The organism is Bradyrhizobium sp. Kon10 (assembly GCF_055807395.1).
This window is the reverse complement of record NZ_JBVVOZ010000003.1, coordinates 80,157-95,572: the sequence shown is the minus strand read 5'-3', so window position 1 is coordinate 95,572 and position 15,416 is coordinate 80,157. Positions and strand designations below refer to the sequence as shown.

Below are 15,416 nucleotides of genomic sequence, written 5' to 3'. Positions count from 1 at the left end.
TCGTTTTGGGGGGCGTCACCGCCGCATATTCGAAAGGGATAGACCACCATCCACAGGCTGTTCGCTCATTCTCCCCATCCCATCCACGGCCTTATACCCCGCTTGTCCCGCGGCTTCTCCCCAGCTTGCTCCGGGCTTGTACTGCGCGGACCGGGCCAGGTTTTCACCGCTTCACCACAGGCCTCTCAACAGGCCTGTCCACAGCCCATCCACAGGCCTATCCACGGCTTGCGAACAGGCTGCGGTGATCCCTCAAGATCGCCTGTGCCGCGTTGTGACCGGGGGCACCGGTGACGCCGCCGCCGGGATGGGCACCGGAGCCGCAATGGTAGAGGCCCTTCAGGGGGCCTCGGTAGTCGGCGTGACCCAGCATCGGCCGGGCCGAGAACAGCTGGTTCAAGCTCAGCGCTCCGTGAAAAATGTCGCCACCGAGCAGGCCGAACTGCCGTTCGAGGTCAAGCGGTGACAGGATCTGGCGGCCGAGTACGCTTGTCCCAAAACCCGGCGCGTAGCTGTCCACCGTCGCGATCATGAGATCGGCGACCTCCTCGCGATGGTCGTCCCACGATTTTCCGTCGGGCAGTTCGGGCGCGACGTGCTGGCAGAACAGGCTCGCGACGTGTTGTCCTGCCGGCGCAAGCGTGTCGTCGAGCGTCGAGGGGATCAGCATCTCGACGATCGGCTGACGGCTCCAGCCCTGCGCCCGCGCATCGAGATAGGCGCGGTCCATGTAGCCGAGGCTCGGCGCCAGGATGATGCCGGAGGTGAGGTGATCGCCGTCGCCCGGCAGCGCCGCGAACGAGGGCAGGCGGTCCAAAGCCACATTCATGCGGAAGGTGCCGGAGCCGTTCTTCCAGTGGCGGATGCGGGTGAGGAAATCGCCGGGCAGGGCGTCGGCCGCGACCAGCCGGGTGTAGAGCAGCTTTGGATTGACGTTGGACGCGACATATTTTGCGCGGATGGTCTCGCCGTTGTCCAGCACCACGCCCATGGCGCGGTCGCGCTCGACGATCACCTCGCGCACACCGGTATCGGTGTCGATCATGACGCCGCGGTCGCGCGCGGTGCGGGCCATCGCCCGCGTGATCGCGCCCATGCCGCCGATGGCGTGACCCCAGACGCCCTTCTTGCCGTTCACCTCGCCGAAGGCGTGGTGCAGCATCACATAGGCCGAGCCGGCGGCGTAGGGGCTCGCGTAATTGCCGACGATGGCGTCGAAGCCGAACAGCGCCTTGACGAGATCGTGCTCGAACCGCTCGTCCAGCATCTCGCCGGCCGAGCGGGTGAAGAGATCGAGCAGGCTGCGGCTCTGCTCCAGCGTCAGACCGCGCAGGATGTTGGCGCTTTGCAGCGCGTTCACGGCCTCACGGATTGCACTCATGCCAAAACCGGCGAGCAGGTTCGGTGGTGCACGCAGCACGAACTGCCGCAGCACATCGGCGATGTCTTCCAGTTCGCGGGAGAACCCGTCGAGGGCATCGGCGTCATGCGCGCTGAGCCGCGCGACGGAGGCTTTGGTCCGCCCCTCGCCGGTGAGGAGATAGCTGCCGTCGGGCGCGGGCAAGAAATTCTGCGCGCGCCGCTCGACGATTCGCAGGCCCTGCTCCGCGAGCTTCAAGTCGCGGATCACCTGCGGATTGAGCAGGCTCACGGTGTAGGCCGCGACCGAATTGCGGAAGCCCGGATGAAACTCCTCCGTCACGGCCGCCCCGCCGACCACCTTGCGGCGCTCGACGATGTGCACGCGCAGCCCCGCCGCGGCAAGATAGCACGCACAGGTGAGGCCGTTATGGCCAGCGCCAATGATGACGACGTCGGTTTCGGTCATGATTCCCTGGCGGTGTCATTCCTGGGCGTGCGAAGCGCGAACGATGGTGCGCAATTGCGCACCTGAGAATCTCGGGGTTCCGGGTTCGATGCTCCGGGCCGCGCTTCGCGGTCCCGTCGCATCGCCCCGGAACGACCGTCTTATATCAAGCATTGCTCTCGACACCATCACGAGACCATTTATTGCCCGTTCAGGCGCCGTGTGCTCCATTGCGCGCGTCCGGCGCCCGCCGGGTTTATCCGCCGGAGCTCCCATGGATTCGATCGCGCAGCCCGCCGCCACGGAGCAACCGTCCTCGTCGCGCAACCGGCTGCTGTTGACGGTCTACACGGCCGCGATCTTCGTCAGCGCGCTGCTGCTGTTCTCGGTGCAGCCGCTGTTCACGAAAATGGTGCTGCCGCGGCTCGGCGGCTCGCCCGCGGTGTGGTCGGTGGCGATGGTGTTCTTCCAGTCGCTGCTGCTGGCCGGCTATGCCTACGCGCATCTCCTGATGCAGATCAAGAACCGCGTCGTTCCCGTCGTGGTTCATCTCGCGCTGCTGGTCGCAGCCTTCGTCACGCTGCCGCTCGGCATCGCCGGCGCCTATGGCGAGCCGCCGTCGTCCGGCTACGCGTTCTGGCTGCTCGGCCTGTTCGTGATGTCGATCGGTCTGCCGTTCTTCGCGCTGGCCGCCAACAATCCGCTGCTGCAAGCCTGGTTCGTTCGCACCGGGCATCCTGACGGGCGCGATCCGTATTTCCTCTACGCCTCCTCGAATATCGGCAGCTTCCTCGCGCTGTTGTCCTATCCTTTCCTGCTCGAGCCGGTCTTCACCCTGCACACGCAGAACCGGCTCTGGACCGGCGGCTACGGCCTCCTGATCGTCCTGATCGCGGCCTGCGCTGTGCTGCTGTTGCGCTCGCCGAAGCTGGCTGTGGTTGATGCGCAAACCGAGCAGGCGAATGCGCCGGCGCCCGGGGTCGTGACGCGGCTGCGCTGGATATTCTTAGCCGCTGTGCCGTCCGGCCTGCTGATCGCAGTGACCGCGCACATCTCCACCGACGTCGCGGCGGCGCCGCTATTATGGGTGCTGCCGCTGTCGCTGTACCTGTTGACCTGGGTTGTCGTGTTCCAGTCGCGGCCGCTGTTGCCGCACAAATGGATGCTGATGCTGCAGCCGGTCGCGATCGCGGGCGTCATCTTCCTGCTCGCCTTCGGCGGTGAGCAGAATTTGCTGCTCACGCTCGGCGGCCATCAATTGTGCTTCTTCGTCATCGCCATGGCCTGCCACGGCGAATTGGCGCGGACACGGCCGCCCTCGAAATATCTCACCGGCTTCTATGTCGCGCTGTCGTTCGGCGGCATGATCGGCGGGCTGTTTGCGGGCCTGGTGGCGCCCTTCACCTTCTCATGGATCGCCGAATATCCGATCCTGGTGGCGCTCGCCGCGCTGTGCCGGCCTTCGGTCAACGAGCGTTTTGCCGGCATCGCCAAATGGTACTGGCTGGTGCTCGCCGTGGTCGCGGTCGCGCTGGTGGTGCCGTCCTACACCACGGGCGCTCTGCCGGCCTGGTTCGAGGATCACCGCGTCGGGATCGCCGGCGCCGTCGGCGTGCTGGCAGCGCTTCTCGCGATCGCGGTCAACGTCGGCCGCTGGAAGATCTTTGCCACCGTCGCTTTGGCTCTGGCACTGATCCGGATTTATCCGGCGGACGAGGGTCGCGTCACAACGGTGCGCAGCTTCTTCGGCGTGCACAAAATCGTGGTGACGCCGGGCGGCTACTTCCATGTGCTGATGCACGGCACCACCATTCACGGCGCCGAGCGCTTCCGCAACAATGACGGCACACCGGTTACCGGCCGGCCCGAGCCGATCACCTACTATCATAGGGACGGCGGCATCGGTCAGGCCATCACCGCGATCCGCGAGCGCAAGGGCGCGCCGCTGAAAGTCGCAGCCATCGGCGTCGGATCGGGCACGCTCGCCTGCGCCGCGGAGCCCGGCGACAGCTGGAAATTCTTCGAGATCGACCAGTCCATGGTCGATGCCGCGCGTGACCCGAAGAATTTCCGTTACATCTCGAGCTGCCTGCCGGACCTGAAGCCGGTGATCGGGGACGCACGCCTCACCTTCGCGAGGGAGCCCGACGGCGCCTACGACCTCATCATCGTCGATGCCTATTCGTCGGATGCGATCCCGATCCATCTTGCGACCGAAGAGGCGATGGCGATCTACAAGGACAAGCTCGCCCCGCACGGCGCCGTGGTGATGCACGTCTCCAACCGGCATCTCGATCTCGAGCCCGTCGTGGTCGGCATCGCCGATGCCAACGATCTCAAGAGCTGGGTCTACGACGAGGATTCCGGCCGCGATGCCGACTACATCTTCTCGACCGACGTCGTTATCTCCGCGCGCGAGGCGGAGGATGTCGGCAGGCTCGCATCCTCCAAGCAGTGGGAGGAGACCGAGGCGGACGAGAAGGTGCGGGTCTGGACCGACGACTATTCCAACATTCTCGGCGCGCTGTACCGGCGCTTGCGGTACGGCGAGCAGTAACGCCGTAGTTTGTAGCCCGGATGGAGCGCAGCGTAATCCGGGGCCGCTCGCAGGTGGCGGGCGCCGTTGCCGGATTTCGCTACGCTCCATCCGGGCTACAAGGCGGACGAACGTTACGGTTCGACCGGCGTCCCTGCCGGCAAGGCGAGGCCCTTTTCGCCGGCGACCTGGCGCAACAGGTCCGGCCTGTCCGAGATGATGCCGTCCACGCCGGTCTCGATCATCCGCGCCATGTCCTCAGGCTTGTTGACGGTCCAGACCACGACGCGCAGCCCGAGCGCATGGGCCTCCGAAACGAGCGCCGCGGTCACATCGCCGAAATAGGGTGACCAGATCGCACCGCCTGCGGCCTTGATCGTCCGCGGCAGCGAGCCGCCGTGATCGGCGGGGCTGAAGCCCGCCGTCCAGTTGCTCGGCTTGTCGAGCGCGATGGTGGGCGCCGGGCCGCGCTGCAGCGTCAGGTACACGGTCGGAATCGTCGGTGCCTGCTGCTGGACGAGACGCAGCGTTCGCCAGTCGAACGACTGGATCATGACGCGATCGGAAAAGTTCTCGGCCCCGATCAGCCCGAGCAGCTTTGCGACGAAGGCCTGCGGGTCGAGAGATTCATCCGGATGGTCCGGATCGATCTTGGTCTCGATGTTGAACCGCACCCGCGTGTTGCCGGACTTTCGCACCAGCGCAAACACCTCGCGCAAGGTGGGAATGCGCGTGCCCGGGATGGTGCGCTGGTCGGGGAATTGCTTTGCATAGGCGCTGTCGGGCCGGAGCTGGCCGACGTCGTAGGTCCTGACATCGGCAAACCGCAGTTTCACGAAGGGCGTGCCGGGTGCGGCGACATAGGCGCCGTTCGCATCCCGCGCCAAATCCGGATTGAGCCCGCGCTCATGCGACACGACGACTTCGCCGTCGGCGGTTACGCCGACGTCGAGCTCCAGCGTGTCCACGCCCATCGAGAGCGCGTTGGCGAAAGCCGGCAGGGTGTTTTCCGGCAGCAGCGCCCGCCCGCCGCGATGCGCCTCGAGATCGAAAGTCGAATCAAGAGCCACGGCGCGTCCTGCAATGAGAGATAACAGCACGGTCAAGATGATCGCAGCAGGTGATGGCATGGTGTCTCGCAGGGCAAGCGAAAAAGGTTGGAATTAAACGCATTTTGGCATCGACGGCCCATTCTACAGGCTTTTGCGGCTGTTGAAAGCTTCGCCCGCGGCTTGGATTGCGCTCGTCCGGCGGCTATGTACTCATAGCGGCCTTGGAATCCCGACAGTGCAGCTGAAACGCGACCACCGCATCATCCGCAGCCGGCATTTTCGCAAGATGCAGCGGCGGCATTTCATCGTCTTCGACGTGCTGCCGTTCGTCGGCACCCTGGTCGCTGCGGGCCTGTTGTTCTACCGACCGATCGGCGCGACGGAGCTCAGCCTGTTCTTTGGCTTTTGGCTGATCACCGGCCTCGGCCTCACCGTCGGCTATCACCGCCTGTTCACCCACCGCGCCTTTGCCACCTCGACTGCGATGAGCGCGATCCTGATCATCATGGGATCGATGGCCGGCCGCGGCCCGATGCTGTCCTGGGCGGCGATGCACCGGCGCCATCACGAACTGTCCGATCACGAAGGCGATCTGCATTCGCCGCTTCTGCACGGCGACGGCGTGCTCGGCCGCTTGCGTGGCTTCCTGCATGCGCACCTGACCTGGATGATCGAGCACGACTATCCCAACGTCGCGCATTACGTGCCTGACCTGATGGCGAACCGCATGCTGGTCGCCGTCAACAGCTATTACTATGGCTGGGTCGCGCTCGGGCTGCTGCTGCCGGCCGCGATCGGCGGGCTTGCCACAATGAGCGCATGGGGTGCGCTGAGCGGGCTGCTCTGGGGCGGCGTGGTGCGCATGTTCGTGGTCGAGCAGACCATGTCGGCCATCAACTCCGTCATGCACACATTCGGCGCGCAGCCCTTCGTTACGCGCGACGACAACAGCCGCAATCTCGGCGTGATGGCCTGGCTCGCCTGGGGGGAGGGTTGGCACAATAACCATCACGCCTTTCCATATTCCGCCGCTTTCGGTCTGCGCTGGTTCGAGTTCGATGCCGGCTTCATCTTCATCCGCGCGCTGGAGGCGCTTGGGCTCGCCTGGGACGTCAAGGTGCCGAGCGAGGACAAGATCGCCCGGCGCACGCTGCGGCAGCCGGGCGACGCTGCGCCCGACCTGGAAACGGGCTGAGCATCATCGCCGGCGTTGCCGGCGATGATGCGGCCTTGAACCGATGCTGTTCAACGACTACCCCTTTCTCCTGGTCTTCCTGCCGGCGGCATTGCTGATCTACCGCCTGGCGGATCCCTATCCGGGATTGCGCATCGGTGTGCAGGTCGCGCTGTCGTTGGCCTTCTATGCCTGGGGCAGCCCGTTTTTCATCCTGCTGCTGATCGCCTCGATCGCAATCAACTGGCTCGCATCGATCGCCTATGGCCGCATGAAATGGCCGGCGCTTCTCACGCTCGTGATCTTGGTCGATATCGGCGTGCTGGCGCTGTTCAAATACGCCAACTTCGTGCTCGCCAATGTCGGCGTCGTGCTGGGCACGAGGCTGCCGACGCTCGATATCGGGCTGCCGCTCGGCATCTCGTTCTTCACCTTCCACCACATCATGTATCTGGTCGACCTGAAGCGCGGCAAGGCGCCGCTCTATCCGCTCGACCGCTACGCGCTCTACATCAGCTTCTTCCCGCAGGCGATTGCCGGGCCGCTGGCGCGCTGGTCCGAGGTGATGCATCAGTTCGGCAAGCCGGTCTACGTGCCGGGCTGGCAGCGGCAGTTCTGTGTCGCGACCTGCTTCATCGCGCTCGGCCTGTTCGAGAAGGTCGTGATCGCCGATAGCATCGCGCATCTGCTCGACCCGATCTACATCCAGGCTGCGAGCGAGCCGCTCGGAAACGGCGATGCCTGGCTCGCCTTCTGCTTCTCCTTCCAGATCCTGTTCGACTTCTCCGGCTATTCCGACATCGCGATCGGCCTTGGGCTGTTGTTCGGCGTGCAGCTGCCCTACAATTTCAATGCGCCGTTGCGCTCGACCAGCATCCAGGATTTCTGGCAGCGCTGGCACATCACGCTGATGCAGTTCCTGCGCGATTACGTCTTCTATCCACTGATCAATCTGCGCCTGCTGCCGCGCCGCTGGCTGCCGGTCCAGTTCTTCGGCGCGATGCTGACGACGATGGCCCTTTGCGGCTTGTGGCACGGCGCGAGCTGGACCTTTGTGCTGTGGGGCGTGCTGCACGGCGTGGCGCTGGTCGCCTGCGCATTGTGGCGCCGCTACGGACCTGATTTTCCGTCATGGCTGGGCTGGGCGCTCACCGTGCTGTTTGTGCTCGCAACGGGCGTAATTTTTCGCGCAGGATCGGTCGAGGCCGCCTGGCATGTCTTCGCGGGGCTTCTCCAGCCGCCGCCGCTCGGGCGCGGACAGCATCTGTGGCCGCTGATCGCAGCGCCGCTGCTTGCCTTGCTGTTGCCGGCCAGTCAGGACATCGTGGCCGTGTTCACGCGTCGTCCGAAACCGTGGCTCGCGGGCCTGCTCGGCATTGTCCTGTTCGCATTGCTGCTCCAGATGGGTGGTCGGGATCTCCATGAGTTCGTCTACTTCAAGTTCTGAGACCGACCCGGGCTGGGGCCGGAGCCTGCTGGCGTGCTTCGGCACGCTGATCAGCGCTGCGTCGCTCGTGCTCGCGCTGATGGTGCTGGTCGATCCCTATGACAGCGGCAAGCTCGGCCTGCTCGGTATCAACGGCGTCGACAACCGCCTCACGCAAATCACGGCTGCGAGCCGCGCGCGAGACCCGGATTTCAACGCCGCTATCCTCGGCAATTCAACCGCGCAGATGATCGACCCGGCCACGCTATCGCGGGCTACAGGCTTGCGCTTCGTGCAGCTCTATATGACCGGCGCGATTCCACGCGAGCAACTCGCCGTGCTCGACTTCTTCCTGCGGCACCATGAGCAAGTCGGCGCGCTGGTGATCGCAGCCGATCCGGGCTGGTGCGTGCATACGCGGCCAAAGGACGAGGGCGTTCCGTTCCCTTATTGGCTCTACGACAAGAGCCTCGTCACCTATGCAGCGCGGCTGATGTCCTGGCAGGCGATCGAGCAGGCGTTTCAGCGGCTCAGCATCGGGCTTGGCTGGCGGAAACGGATGAACCCGGATGGTTTCGTCAGCTACGAGGACATCTGGCCACCCGGCCAATTCAGGGAGGTCGGATGGCCCAGGGATCCCGTCCCGGCTGCGTCCCCGGAGATGCGGGTGAGGTTTCCCGAGATTGCCGCGCTAGCGGAGATCGTCGGAAAGTTGCCGGCGAATGTGCCGATCGTGATCGTTGTCCCGCCCACCTTTGCGGCCACCGTGCCAAAACCCGGCACGGATCTGGCGCTGGAGCGTGCCGCCTGCGACGCGGCATTGAGGACGATCGTAGTGGGGCGGCCGCGCAGCAATTTCGTCAGCTATCGCGTCGAGAATGAGCTGACCCGCGATCGCGGCAATTTTGCCGATTTCATCCACTACCGCTCGAAGCTGGCCGGCGCGATCGAGCAGGGCGTTGTCGCGAGCCTGCGTGACGGTGAGAAGGCGAGGACCGATTTCTGAGCCGTCGCCGGATCAGACGATCTCCTCGAAACTGCCGTCAAGCCAGAGCTTGCGCGCCAGCTTCCGCTGGATCTTGCCACTGGTGGTTTTGGGCAGCGCGCCGGGACGGATCAGCGCGATGTGGCGTGCGGAGAGCTCATGGCTGTCGGCGATCGCTTCGCGGATCCGGCCCCTGATCTCGGCCGGATCGATGCTGTGGCGGGCGGTGCGCTCGACCTCCTGGACGATGACGAGCGCTTCCTCGCCGCTCTCGTCCGAAACCGAGAATGCCGCGCCGCAGTTTTCGCGCAAGCCATCGTCGAGCGACTGCACGGTGCGCTCGATGTCCTGCGGATAGTGGTTGATGCCGCGGATGATAATGAGGTCCTTGATCCGACCGGTGACGAACAGATCGCCGGTGGCGCCGAGGAAGCCGAGATCTCCGGTGCGCAGCCAGCGCCCGGTCTCGCGCGCGATCTCGGCACCGAGGCCCTCGCGCGTCGCGGCCTCGTTGCGCCAATAGGCGCGAGCGATGTTGGCGCCGCTGACCCAGATCTCGCCGACGTGGTCGGCTGGCAGCCGCGTGCGGCTTTCCGGTTCGACGATCGCGATCCGCTCGCCGGCAAGCGCGCGCCCGCAGCCCACCACGATCTGCGCATCGTCGGGATCGGTCGGCGCCTCCGTCACATGCGCCTGGAGCACTGCGCGGCCCACGCTGCGTGTGAGATGGCTGCCCCCACGCGTCCCGCCCGAGATCAGAAGGGTCGCCTCCGCCATGCCGTAAGCGGGATACATCGCGCGCGGATCGAAGCCGTGCGGCGCGAAGGTCGCGATGAACCGCTCAATGGTTTCCGCATGAATCGGCTCGGCGCCGTTGAGTGCAACTTTGAGCGAGGACAGGTCAATGCCCCGCATCTGATCGGCGCGATAGCGGCTGACGCAGAGGTCGAAACCGAAATTGGGGCTGCACGCCACTTCCGCGCGATAATGCGAGATCGCGCGCAGCCAGCCGAGCGGCCGCTGCATGAAAGCGTTCGGCGCCATCAAAACGCAAGGCGCGCCGACATAGAGCGCCTGCAGCGCGTTCAGGATCAGCCCCATGTCGTGATAGAGCGGTACCCAATTGACGTATGTCGATTGCCTGCTGTTGCCGAGCGCAAGCCGGATCATCTCGAGATTGGCGAGCAGATTGGCGTGGCTTACCATCACGCCTTTGGGCTCGGATGTGGAGCCTGACGTGTATTGCAGAAGGGCGATGTCGTCCGGTGCCGGCTCGGGCAGGTCGACCGTTGCGCTGGCCTCCGCGGCACTATCGACTTCGATCCACCGGATGTTCGCCTGCGCGAAGCGCGTTTGCAAATCGCCGCGCAGCGCGAAGGCCGAGGTGGTCAGCGCAATCGCCGGTTCGCAATTGGCGAGGATGGCGGCGCTGGCGTCACGGGCGCTGTTTCGCCGCGGCATCATCATGGGCACGGCGATAATGCCAGCCATCAGGCAGCCGAAGAATGCCGCCATGAATTCGATGCCGGGCGGAAACACCAGGATGGCGCGCTCGCCCGGCTGCGCGACCATTGTCAGGCGCGACGCGAGCGCGCGTGAGGCGTCATGTAATTGGCGGAAGGTGAGGACCGCTTCCTCCGTCCCGCGATCGGAGACGAAGACATAGGCGCGATCGTTGCCCTGGTCCGCCGCACGGCGGGCCAGCAGCGCCACCAGCGAGCGAGGGGTTTGCATCCGGGTTGCGCCGGCTCAGCCGCTCTCAGGCGGCGGAGCGGATAGCGCGCTTGTCCGCCAGAAATCGCGACAGCGCCTCGACCGTGGGGTGGTCGTAAAAGTCGTCCGTCGACAGTTCGAGCTCGAGCTTCTCCTCAAGTTCCATCATGAGGTAGACGAGCATCGCCGAATCGAGGCCGAGACGGTTGAACTTTGTGCAGGTATCGACCCGGTCCGTCGAAATTCGCAGGAGATTGGCTAGCGCACTAACGCAGAAATCCGAAATCTGCTCGCGAGTCATGTGATCTCCCAGAAACAATGGGAAAGACAATACGGGCGACCCCGAGCTTGTCAATTTAGCCGAAACCCCGCGGCGCCAAAGGTTGGGGACTGTTGCTTTCCTGCGTCGCCGGCTGCTCAATTGATGAACAGGCTGCAGGCCTTGCCGTCGACACCAGCGCGCCAGCGCGGTGCCGCAGGGCTGATGGCGCGGCATGCTGGAGGGATTTGGCCGCGGCGACGCGGCGTTCAGATAGTGTCAGTTCTGGTAGTAATAGCCGCGCGGCTGATAATACGGCCGGGGCTGTTGCTGCTGATAGTAATAGCCCTGCTGGCCGTAGCCCTGGTCGTAAGATTGCTGCGGCTGCTGCTGGTAGACCTGCGCGCCGTAGGCGCGGCTGGTCATGCGCGGCGCCGGGTAGCGTGCGCCGGTGTCGCTGCCGTCGGCCGGATAGATGTAGTTGTCATCCTGCGGCATGTAGCGGCGGGCAGGCTGTGCCGGCGGCGTCAGATTCACGGGATCGCCGGTCGTTGCATATTGCTGCTCGTCGGCGGGCTGCTGGGCGCGGGCCACTGCATTGTTGGCGCGCCCGCGCGGGTTGCGGGCCAGCGCCACCTGTGCCGAGCCGGTCAACGTCACCGTGGTATTGAGCACGCCCTGCTCCTGCACCAGCGCATAAAGCGTGCTGGCATTCTGGCGCGACAGCCGCACGCAGCCATGCGAGGCCGGCGTACCCAGACGGCCGACCGAGTCGGTGCCGTGGATGGCGTGCCCGATCTTGGTGAAGAAGATCGAATGCGGCATCGGTGCGTCGTCGAATTCCTTGGAGTAGTGATCTTCTTCCATGCGGAAGGCGCGGAATGACCCGTTCGGCGTCTCGCGCGAGGGGATGCCGGTCGACACCGGCCAGTGGTAGCGCGTGACGCCGTCGACAGCGACGGTCATCTGCTGATTGTCCTTGTCGATGGTGATGTCGACTTTGGCCTGCGCGGTGCCCGCGCTCAAAAACATCAAGGAGGTGAAAGCAATGAAAAAGGAACGCATCTGACGTCTGGCCTCCGGCCTGTTCTCGCAAGCGCCGCGGCTCTCCGTCCCCCGGCGTGCATTATGCCTGCAATCCGGCTTTCGTTCCAGCGGCCTGCCAAGCTAACGTTCCCGCCATCGTTAACGTGATGCCGGGCGTAAGCAAGGCCGCTTTGTGCCGCGTCGCCTGCGGCGGTGCTGACATTTTCGCGAGCGGGCTGTGCGTTCACAACGCCGACAATTCGTCACAAAGGCGCAACCATTTGGCCGCTCCAGGCGTTGAACATGGCTTGCCTCGACAGGCGGCTTCCGCCGCCTGCTCACCCCTGGGATCGAACATGAACAAAGCCCGTATCGCCGCCGCGCATCTGCCGGCGCGTTTGCCTGTCCGCCTGGTTTTCGCAGGTGCAGCCGTCCTGCTCGCGCTGGTATCGCTGCCGTATCCCGGCCATGCCCAGGGCATCGTGCGCGGTGCCCGGGAGGGCTCCTACGAGGGTAACCGGATTGCCGGCCCGGTGGGCGGCGCGGTCGGAGGCGTCGTCGGCGCCGGTGTCGGTGGCGCTGTGGGTGCCGTCGACGGCATCCTGGGCATTCCCTATCACGGCCGTCGCCATTGCCGCGGTTACTATGACGGCTATCACCACTTCCGCTGCTACAGGTGAGCTTTCACCGCCGTCATTCCGGGGAGCCCGCAAGGCGCCCCCGGGGATGACGAGCCTCGGTCAATTCTTCAGCCGGTATCCTGTCCGGAAAATCCACCAGATCACGCCCAGGCAGATCGCGAGGAACGCCAGCGTCATGCCGAAGCTGACGAAAATGCTGACGTCGGCGATTTCGTAAAAGCTCCAGCGGAAGCCCGAAATCAGATAGACGACCGGGTTGAGCAGCGCCACGGTGCGCCAGGCCGGCGGCAGCATGTCGACGGAATAGAAGCTGCCGCCGAGGAAGGTCAGCGGCGTCACCACCAGCATCGGGATCATCTGGAGCTTCTCGAAGCCGTCGGCCCAGATGCCGATGACGAAGCCGAACAGGCTGAAGGTCACCGCAGTCAGGACCAGGAAGACCAGCATCCAGATCGGATGCTGGATGTGCAGCGGCACGAACAGACCGGCGGTTGCGAGGATGATCAGGCCGAGGATGATCGACTTGGTCGCGGCCGCGCCGACATAGCCGAGCACGATCTCGAAATAGGAGATCGGCGCCGACAGGATCTCGTAGATCGTGCCGACGAATTTCGGGAAGTAGATGCCGAACGACGCGTTGGCGATGCTCTGGGTCAGTACAGAAAGCATGATCAGGCCCGGCACGATGAAGGTGCCGTAGCTGACGCCTTCGACCTGGCTGATGCGCGAGCCGATCGCGGCGCCGAACACCACGAAATAGAGCGAGGTCGAAACCACCGGCGAGACGATGCTTTGCAGCAACGTGCGCCAGGTGCGTGCCATTTCGAACAGGTAGATGGCGAGGACAGCGCGGTGGTTCATGACGTCCTCACGAGATCGACGAAGATGTCCTCGAGCGACGATTGCGTCGTGTCGAGATCGTTGAAGCGGACGCCGGCATCGCGGAGATCGCTGAGCAGGCTGGTGATGCCGGTGCGCTCGCCCTTGGTGTCGTAGTCGTAGACCAGCGTCGCGCCGCTGTCGCAGAGGTCGAGCTGGTACTGGGCGAGGCTGTCCGGCAGCGCGCTGAGCCTGGTTTGCAAATGCAGCGTCAGCCGCTTCTTGCCGAGCTTCTGCATCAAGGTCGCCTTGTCCTCGACCAGAACGAGCTCGCCCTTGTTGATGACGCCGATGCGGTCGGCCATCTCCTCGGCTTCCTCGATGTAGTGCGTGGTGAGAATGATGGTCACGCCGGATTGCTGCAGCGTGCGCACGACTTCCCACATGCCCTTGCGCAGCTCGACGTCGACACCGGCGGTCGGCTCGTCCAGGAACAGGATCTGCGGTTCGTGCGACAATGCTTTCGCGATCATCACGCGGCGCTTCATCCCGCCGGAGAGCGTGATGATCTTGTTGTCCTTCTTGTCCCAGAGCGACAGGTCCTTCAGCACCTTCTCGATATGGGCCGGGTTCTTAGGCTTGCCGAACAGGCCGCGGGAAAAGCTCACGGTCGCCCACACGCTTTCGAAGGCGTCGGTGTGCAGTTCCTGCGGCACGAGCCCGATCAGCGAGCGCGCCTTGCGGTAGGAGGTCTGGATGTTCTCGCCGCCGACCAAAACCTTGCCTTCGCTCGGATTGGCAATGCCGCAGATAATCGAGATCAGCGTGGTCTTGCCGGCGCCGTTGGGACCGAGCAGCGCGAAGATCTCGCCGTGCTTGATCTCGAGATTGACGTTTTTGAGCGCCTTGAAGCCGGACCCATAGGTTTTCGACAGATTGGCGACGGAGATGACGGAGGACATGATGGCCGTGAGGTGGGGGGAGGGAGGCGCTGGAACCCGCGCCGTGTCGGCGCAGACCAGCGGAGCCCTGAAATAGGAAGGGCTTTGCCCGGTCGCAATTGGCGAGAGAAAAATGGTCTCAAAACAGGCCCTTCAAGGGCACGTTTCAGGCAAGTGTTGCGCGATGGTCACGGGTTGCGGCTAAGATCGTCGCTCACGCGGCTCTTTGTTGCGTCTGCGAGCGGGCCATGGCTACGATTCCGGCCAATTGCGAAGTGTCCCCAGGGAAAAGATCGATGAGACCGAACGGCCGTCACACAGCCGGCATCAGCCAGTTGTTCACCATCCGCATGTGGGCGATCTGCCTGCTCCTGCTGTCAGCTATCGCCATGAGCCCGACCGCTGCCAAGGCGGCGCCCAGCCAGGCAGCCGCCACCACGCATGTCTACCTGCTCCGTGGCGTGCTCAACATCTTCTCGCTCGGGCTCGACACCATCGGCTCGAGGCTCGAGGCGCAGGGCATCCCGGTGACGGTTGCCAACTTCGTCTCCTGGTCCTCGCTCGCCGATGAGGCCGCAACGAACTACAAGGCCGGCCGGCTCAAGACCATCGTGCTGGTTGGGCACTCCTCGGGTGCGACCGCGCTGCCCGACATGATCGCCAAGCTCAACCGTCTCGGCGTGCCCGTGAAGCTCGCGATCGGCCTCGACTCCGTGTTCAAGACCAAGCTCACCACCGGCGCCGAGCGCTACATCAACATCTATATCGGCGACGGTCCCGGCGAGCCTGTGCGTGCAGCCAACGGCTTTCGCGGCAAGCTCGACAATGTCGATGTCCGCGGCTCCGGCGTCGGCCACATCACGATCGACAAGAACGAGGCGATCCAGCGCCGCGTGATCGCCGAGATCGACGCCGCGATCGCGCGGTCGCGCGCGCCGGCACCGGTTGCCGAGCCCGGCGCGCCAAGGCCTGCACGAGCCGCGGCGGCCATTGCGCCGGCGCACAACTGAGGCCGGGCGCTCACTTCGAAGCGGAAA

Annotated in this window: 13 protein-coding genes; 6 read left to right on the top strand and 7 right to left on the bottom strand. The window is 64.7% G+C overall.

Annotated features, from left to right (window positions below; all coding sequences use genetic code 11):
- Positions 1-217: 217 nt before the first annotated feature.
- Entirely contained in the window at positions 218-1,828 is a 1,611-nt protein-coding gene (locus tag AC0L2O_RS05805) for a phytoene desaturase family protein (protein ID WP_473369023.1), read from the bottom strand.
- Between the two features lie 253 nt (positions 1,829-2,081).
- Between AC0L2O_RS05805 and AC0L2O_RS05800 the strand changes: the two genes are divergently transcribed.
- Positions 2,082-4,364: a fused MFS/spermidine synthase gene (locus tag AC0L2O_RS05800; RefSeq protein WP_473369022.1), complete on the top strand. Its 2,283-nt coding sequence runs from the start codon at positions 2,082-2,084 to the stop codon at positions 4,362-4,364.
- Positions 4,365-4,477: 113 nt separating this feature from the next.
- On the opposite strand, the gene AC0L2O_RS05795 is transcribed toward AC0L2O_RS05800, so the two are convergent.
- The gene (locus AC0L2O_RS05795; RefSeq protein WP_473369021.1) at positions 4,478-5,473 is read right to left on the bottom strand and encodes a glycerophosphodiester phosphodiesterase; all 996 of its coding nucleotides are present in this window, start codon (positions 5,471-5,473) and stop codon (positions 4,478-4,480) included.
- 157 nt (positions 5,474-5,630) lie between these two features.
- Between AC0L2O_RS05795 and AC0L2O_RS05790 the strand changes: the two genes are divergently transcribed.
- The 3 genes from AC0L2O_RS05790 to AC0L2O_RS05780 are packed head-to-tail and all read left to right on the top strand — an operon-like array spanning position 5,631 to position 9,001.
- Positions 5,631-6,590, top strand: a complete 960-nt coding sequence (locus tag AC0L2O_RS05790) for an acyl-CoA desaturase (RefSeq protein WP_473369020.1) — start codon at positions 5,631-5,633, stop codon at positions 6,588-6,590.
- 43 nt (positions 6,591-6,633) lie between these two features.
- Positions 6,634-8,016: an MBOAT family O-acyltransferase gene (locus tag AC0L2O_RS05785; protein WP_473369019.1), complete on the top strand. Its 1,383-nt coding sequence runs from the start codon at positions 6,634-6,636 to the stop codon at positions 8,014-8,016.
- Positions 7,991-9,001: a hypothetical protein gene (locus AC0L2O_RS05780; RefSeq protein ID WP_473369018.1), complete on the top strand. Its 1,011-nt coding sequence runs from the start codon at positions 7,991-7,993 to the stop codon at positions 8,999-9,001. Before AC0L2O_RS05785 ends, AC0L2O_RS05780 begins: the two co-directional genes overlap by 26 nt.
- A 12-nt stretch (positions 9,002-9,013) precedes the next feature.
- Here AC0L2O_RS05780 and AC0L2O_RS05775 read toward each other — a convergent pair whose 3' ends face one another.
- From AC0L2O_RS05775 to AC0L2O_RS05765, 3 genes are all read right to left on the bottom strand, one after another.
- The gene (locus AC0L2O_RS05775) at positions 9,014-10,714 is read right to left on the bottom strand and encodes a fatty acyl-AMP ligase (RefSeq protein ID WP_473369017.1); all 1,701 of its coding nucleotides are present in this window, start codon (positions 10,712-10,714) and stop codon (positions 9,014-9,016) included.
- Positions 10,715-10,739: 25 nt separating this feature from the next.
- A complete protein-coding gene (locus AC0L2O_RS05770; RefSeq protein ID WP_369721749.1) occupies positions 10,740-10,994 on the bottom strand; it encodes an acyl carrier protein in 255 nt (84 codons plus the stop codon).
- 237 nt (positions 10,995-11,231) lie between these two features.
- Complete coding sequence (locus AC0L2O_RS05765) at positions 11,232-12,017, bottom strand: L,D-transpeptidase (RefSeq protein ID WP_369721750.1); 786 nt, start codon at positions 12,015-12,017, stop codon at positions 11,232-11,234.
- Positions 12,018-12,334: 317 nt separating this feature from the next.
- Between AC0L2O_RS05765 and AC0L2O_RS05760 the strand changes: the two genes are divergently transcribed.
- Positions 12,335-12,658: a hypothetical protein gene (locus AC0L2O_RS05760; protein WP_409192329.1), complete on the top strand. Its 324-nt coding sequence runs from the start codon at positions 12,335-12,337 to the stop codon at positions 12,656-12,658.
- Positions 12,659-12,718: 60 nt separating this feature from the next.
- Here the strand turns inward: AC0L2O_RS05760 and AC0L2O_RS05755 are convergent, their stop codons facing one another.
- Together AC0L2O_RS05755 and AC0L2O_RS05750 are read right to left on the bottom strand one after the other, a co-directional pair.
- Complete coding sequence (locus AC0L2O_RS05755; protein WP_369721752.1) at positions 12,719-13,480, bottom strand: ABC transporter permease; 762 nt, start codon at positions 13,478-13,480, stop codon at positions 12,719-12,721.
- Positions 13,477-14,400: an ABC transporter ATP-binding protein gene (locus AC0L2O_RS05750; protein WP_369721753.1), complete on the bottom strand. Its 924-nt coding sequence runs from the start codon at positions 14,398-14,400 to the stop codon at positions 13,477-13,479. The genes AC0L2O_RS05755 and AC0L2O_RS05750 overlap by 4 nt, the downstream gene beginning before the upstream one ends.
- Before the next feature lie 275 nt (positions 14,401-14,675).
- On the opposite strand from AC0L2O_RS05750, the gene AC0L2O_RS05745 reads away from it, so the two are divergent.
- Positions 14,676-15,389 carry a hypothetical protein gene (locus AC0L2O_RS05745; protein WP_473369016.1) on the top strand — a complete coding sequence of 238 codons (714 nt, stop codon included), beginning with the start codon at positions 14,676-14,678 and terminating at the stop codon, positions 15,387-15,389.
- Positions 15,390-15,416: the final 27 nt, after the last annotated feature.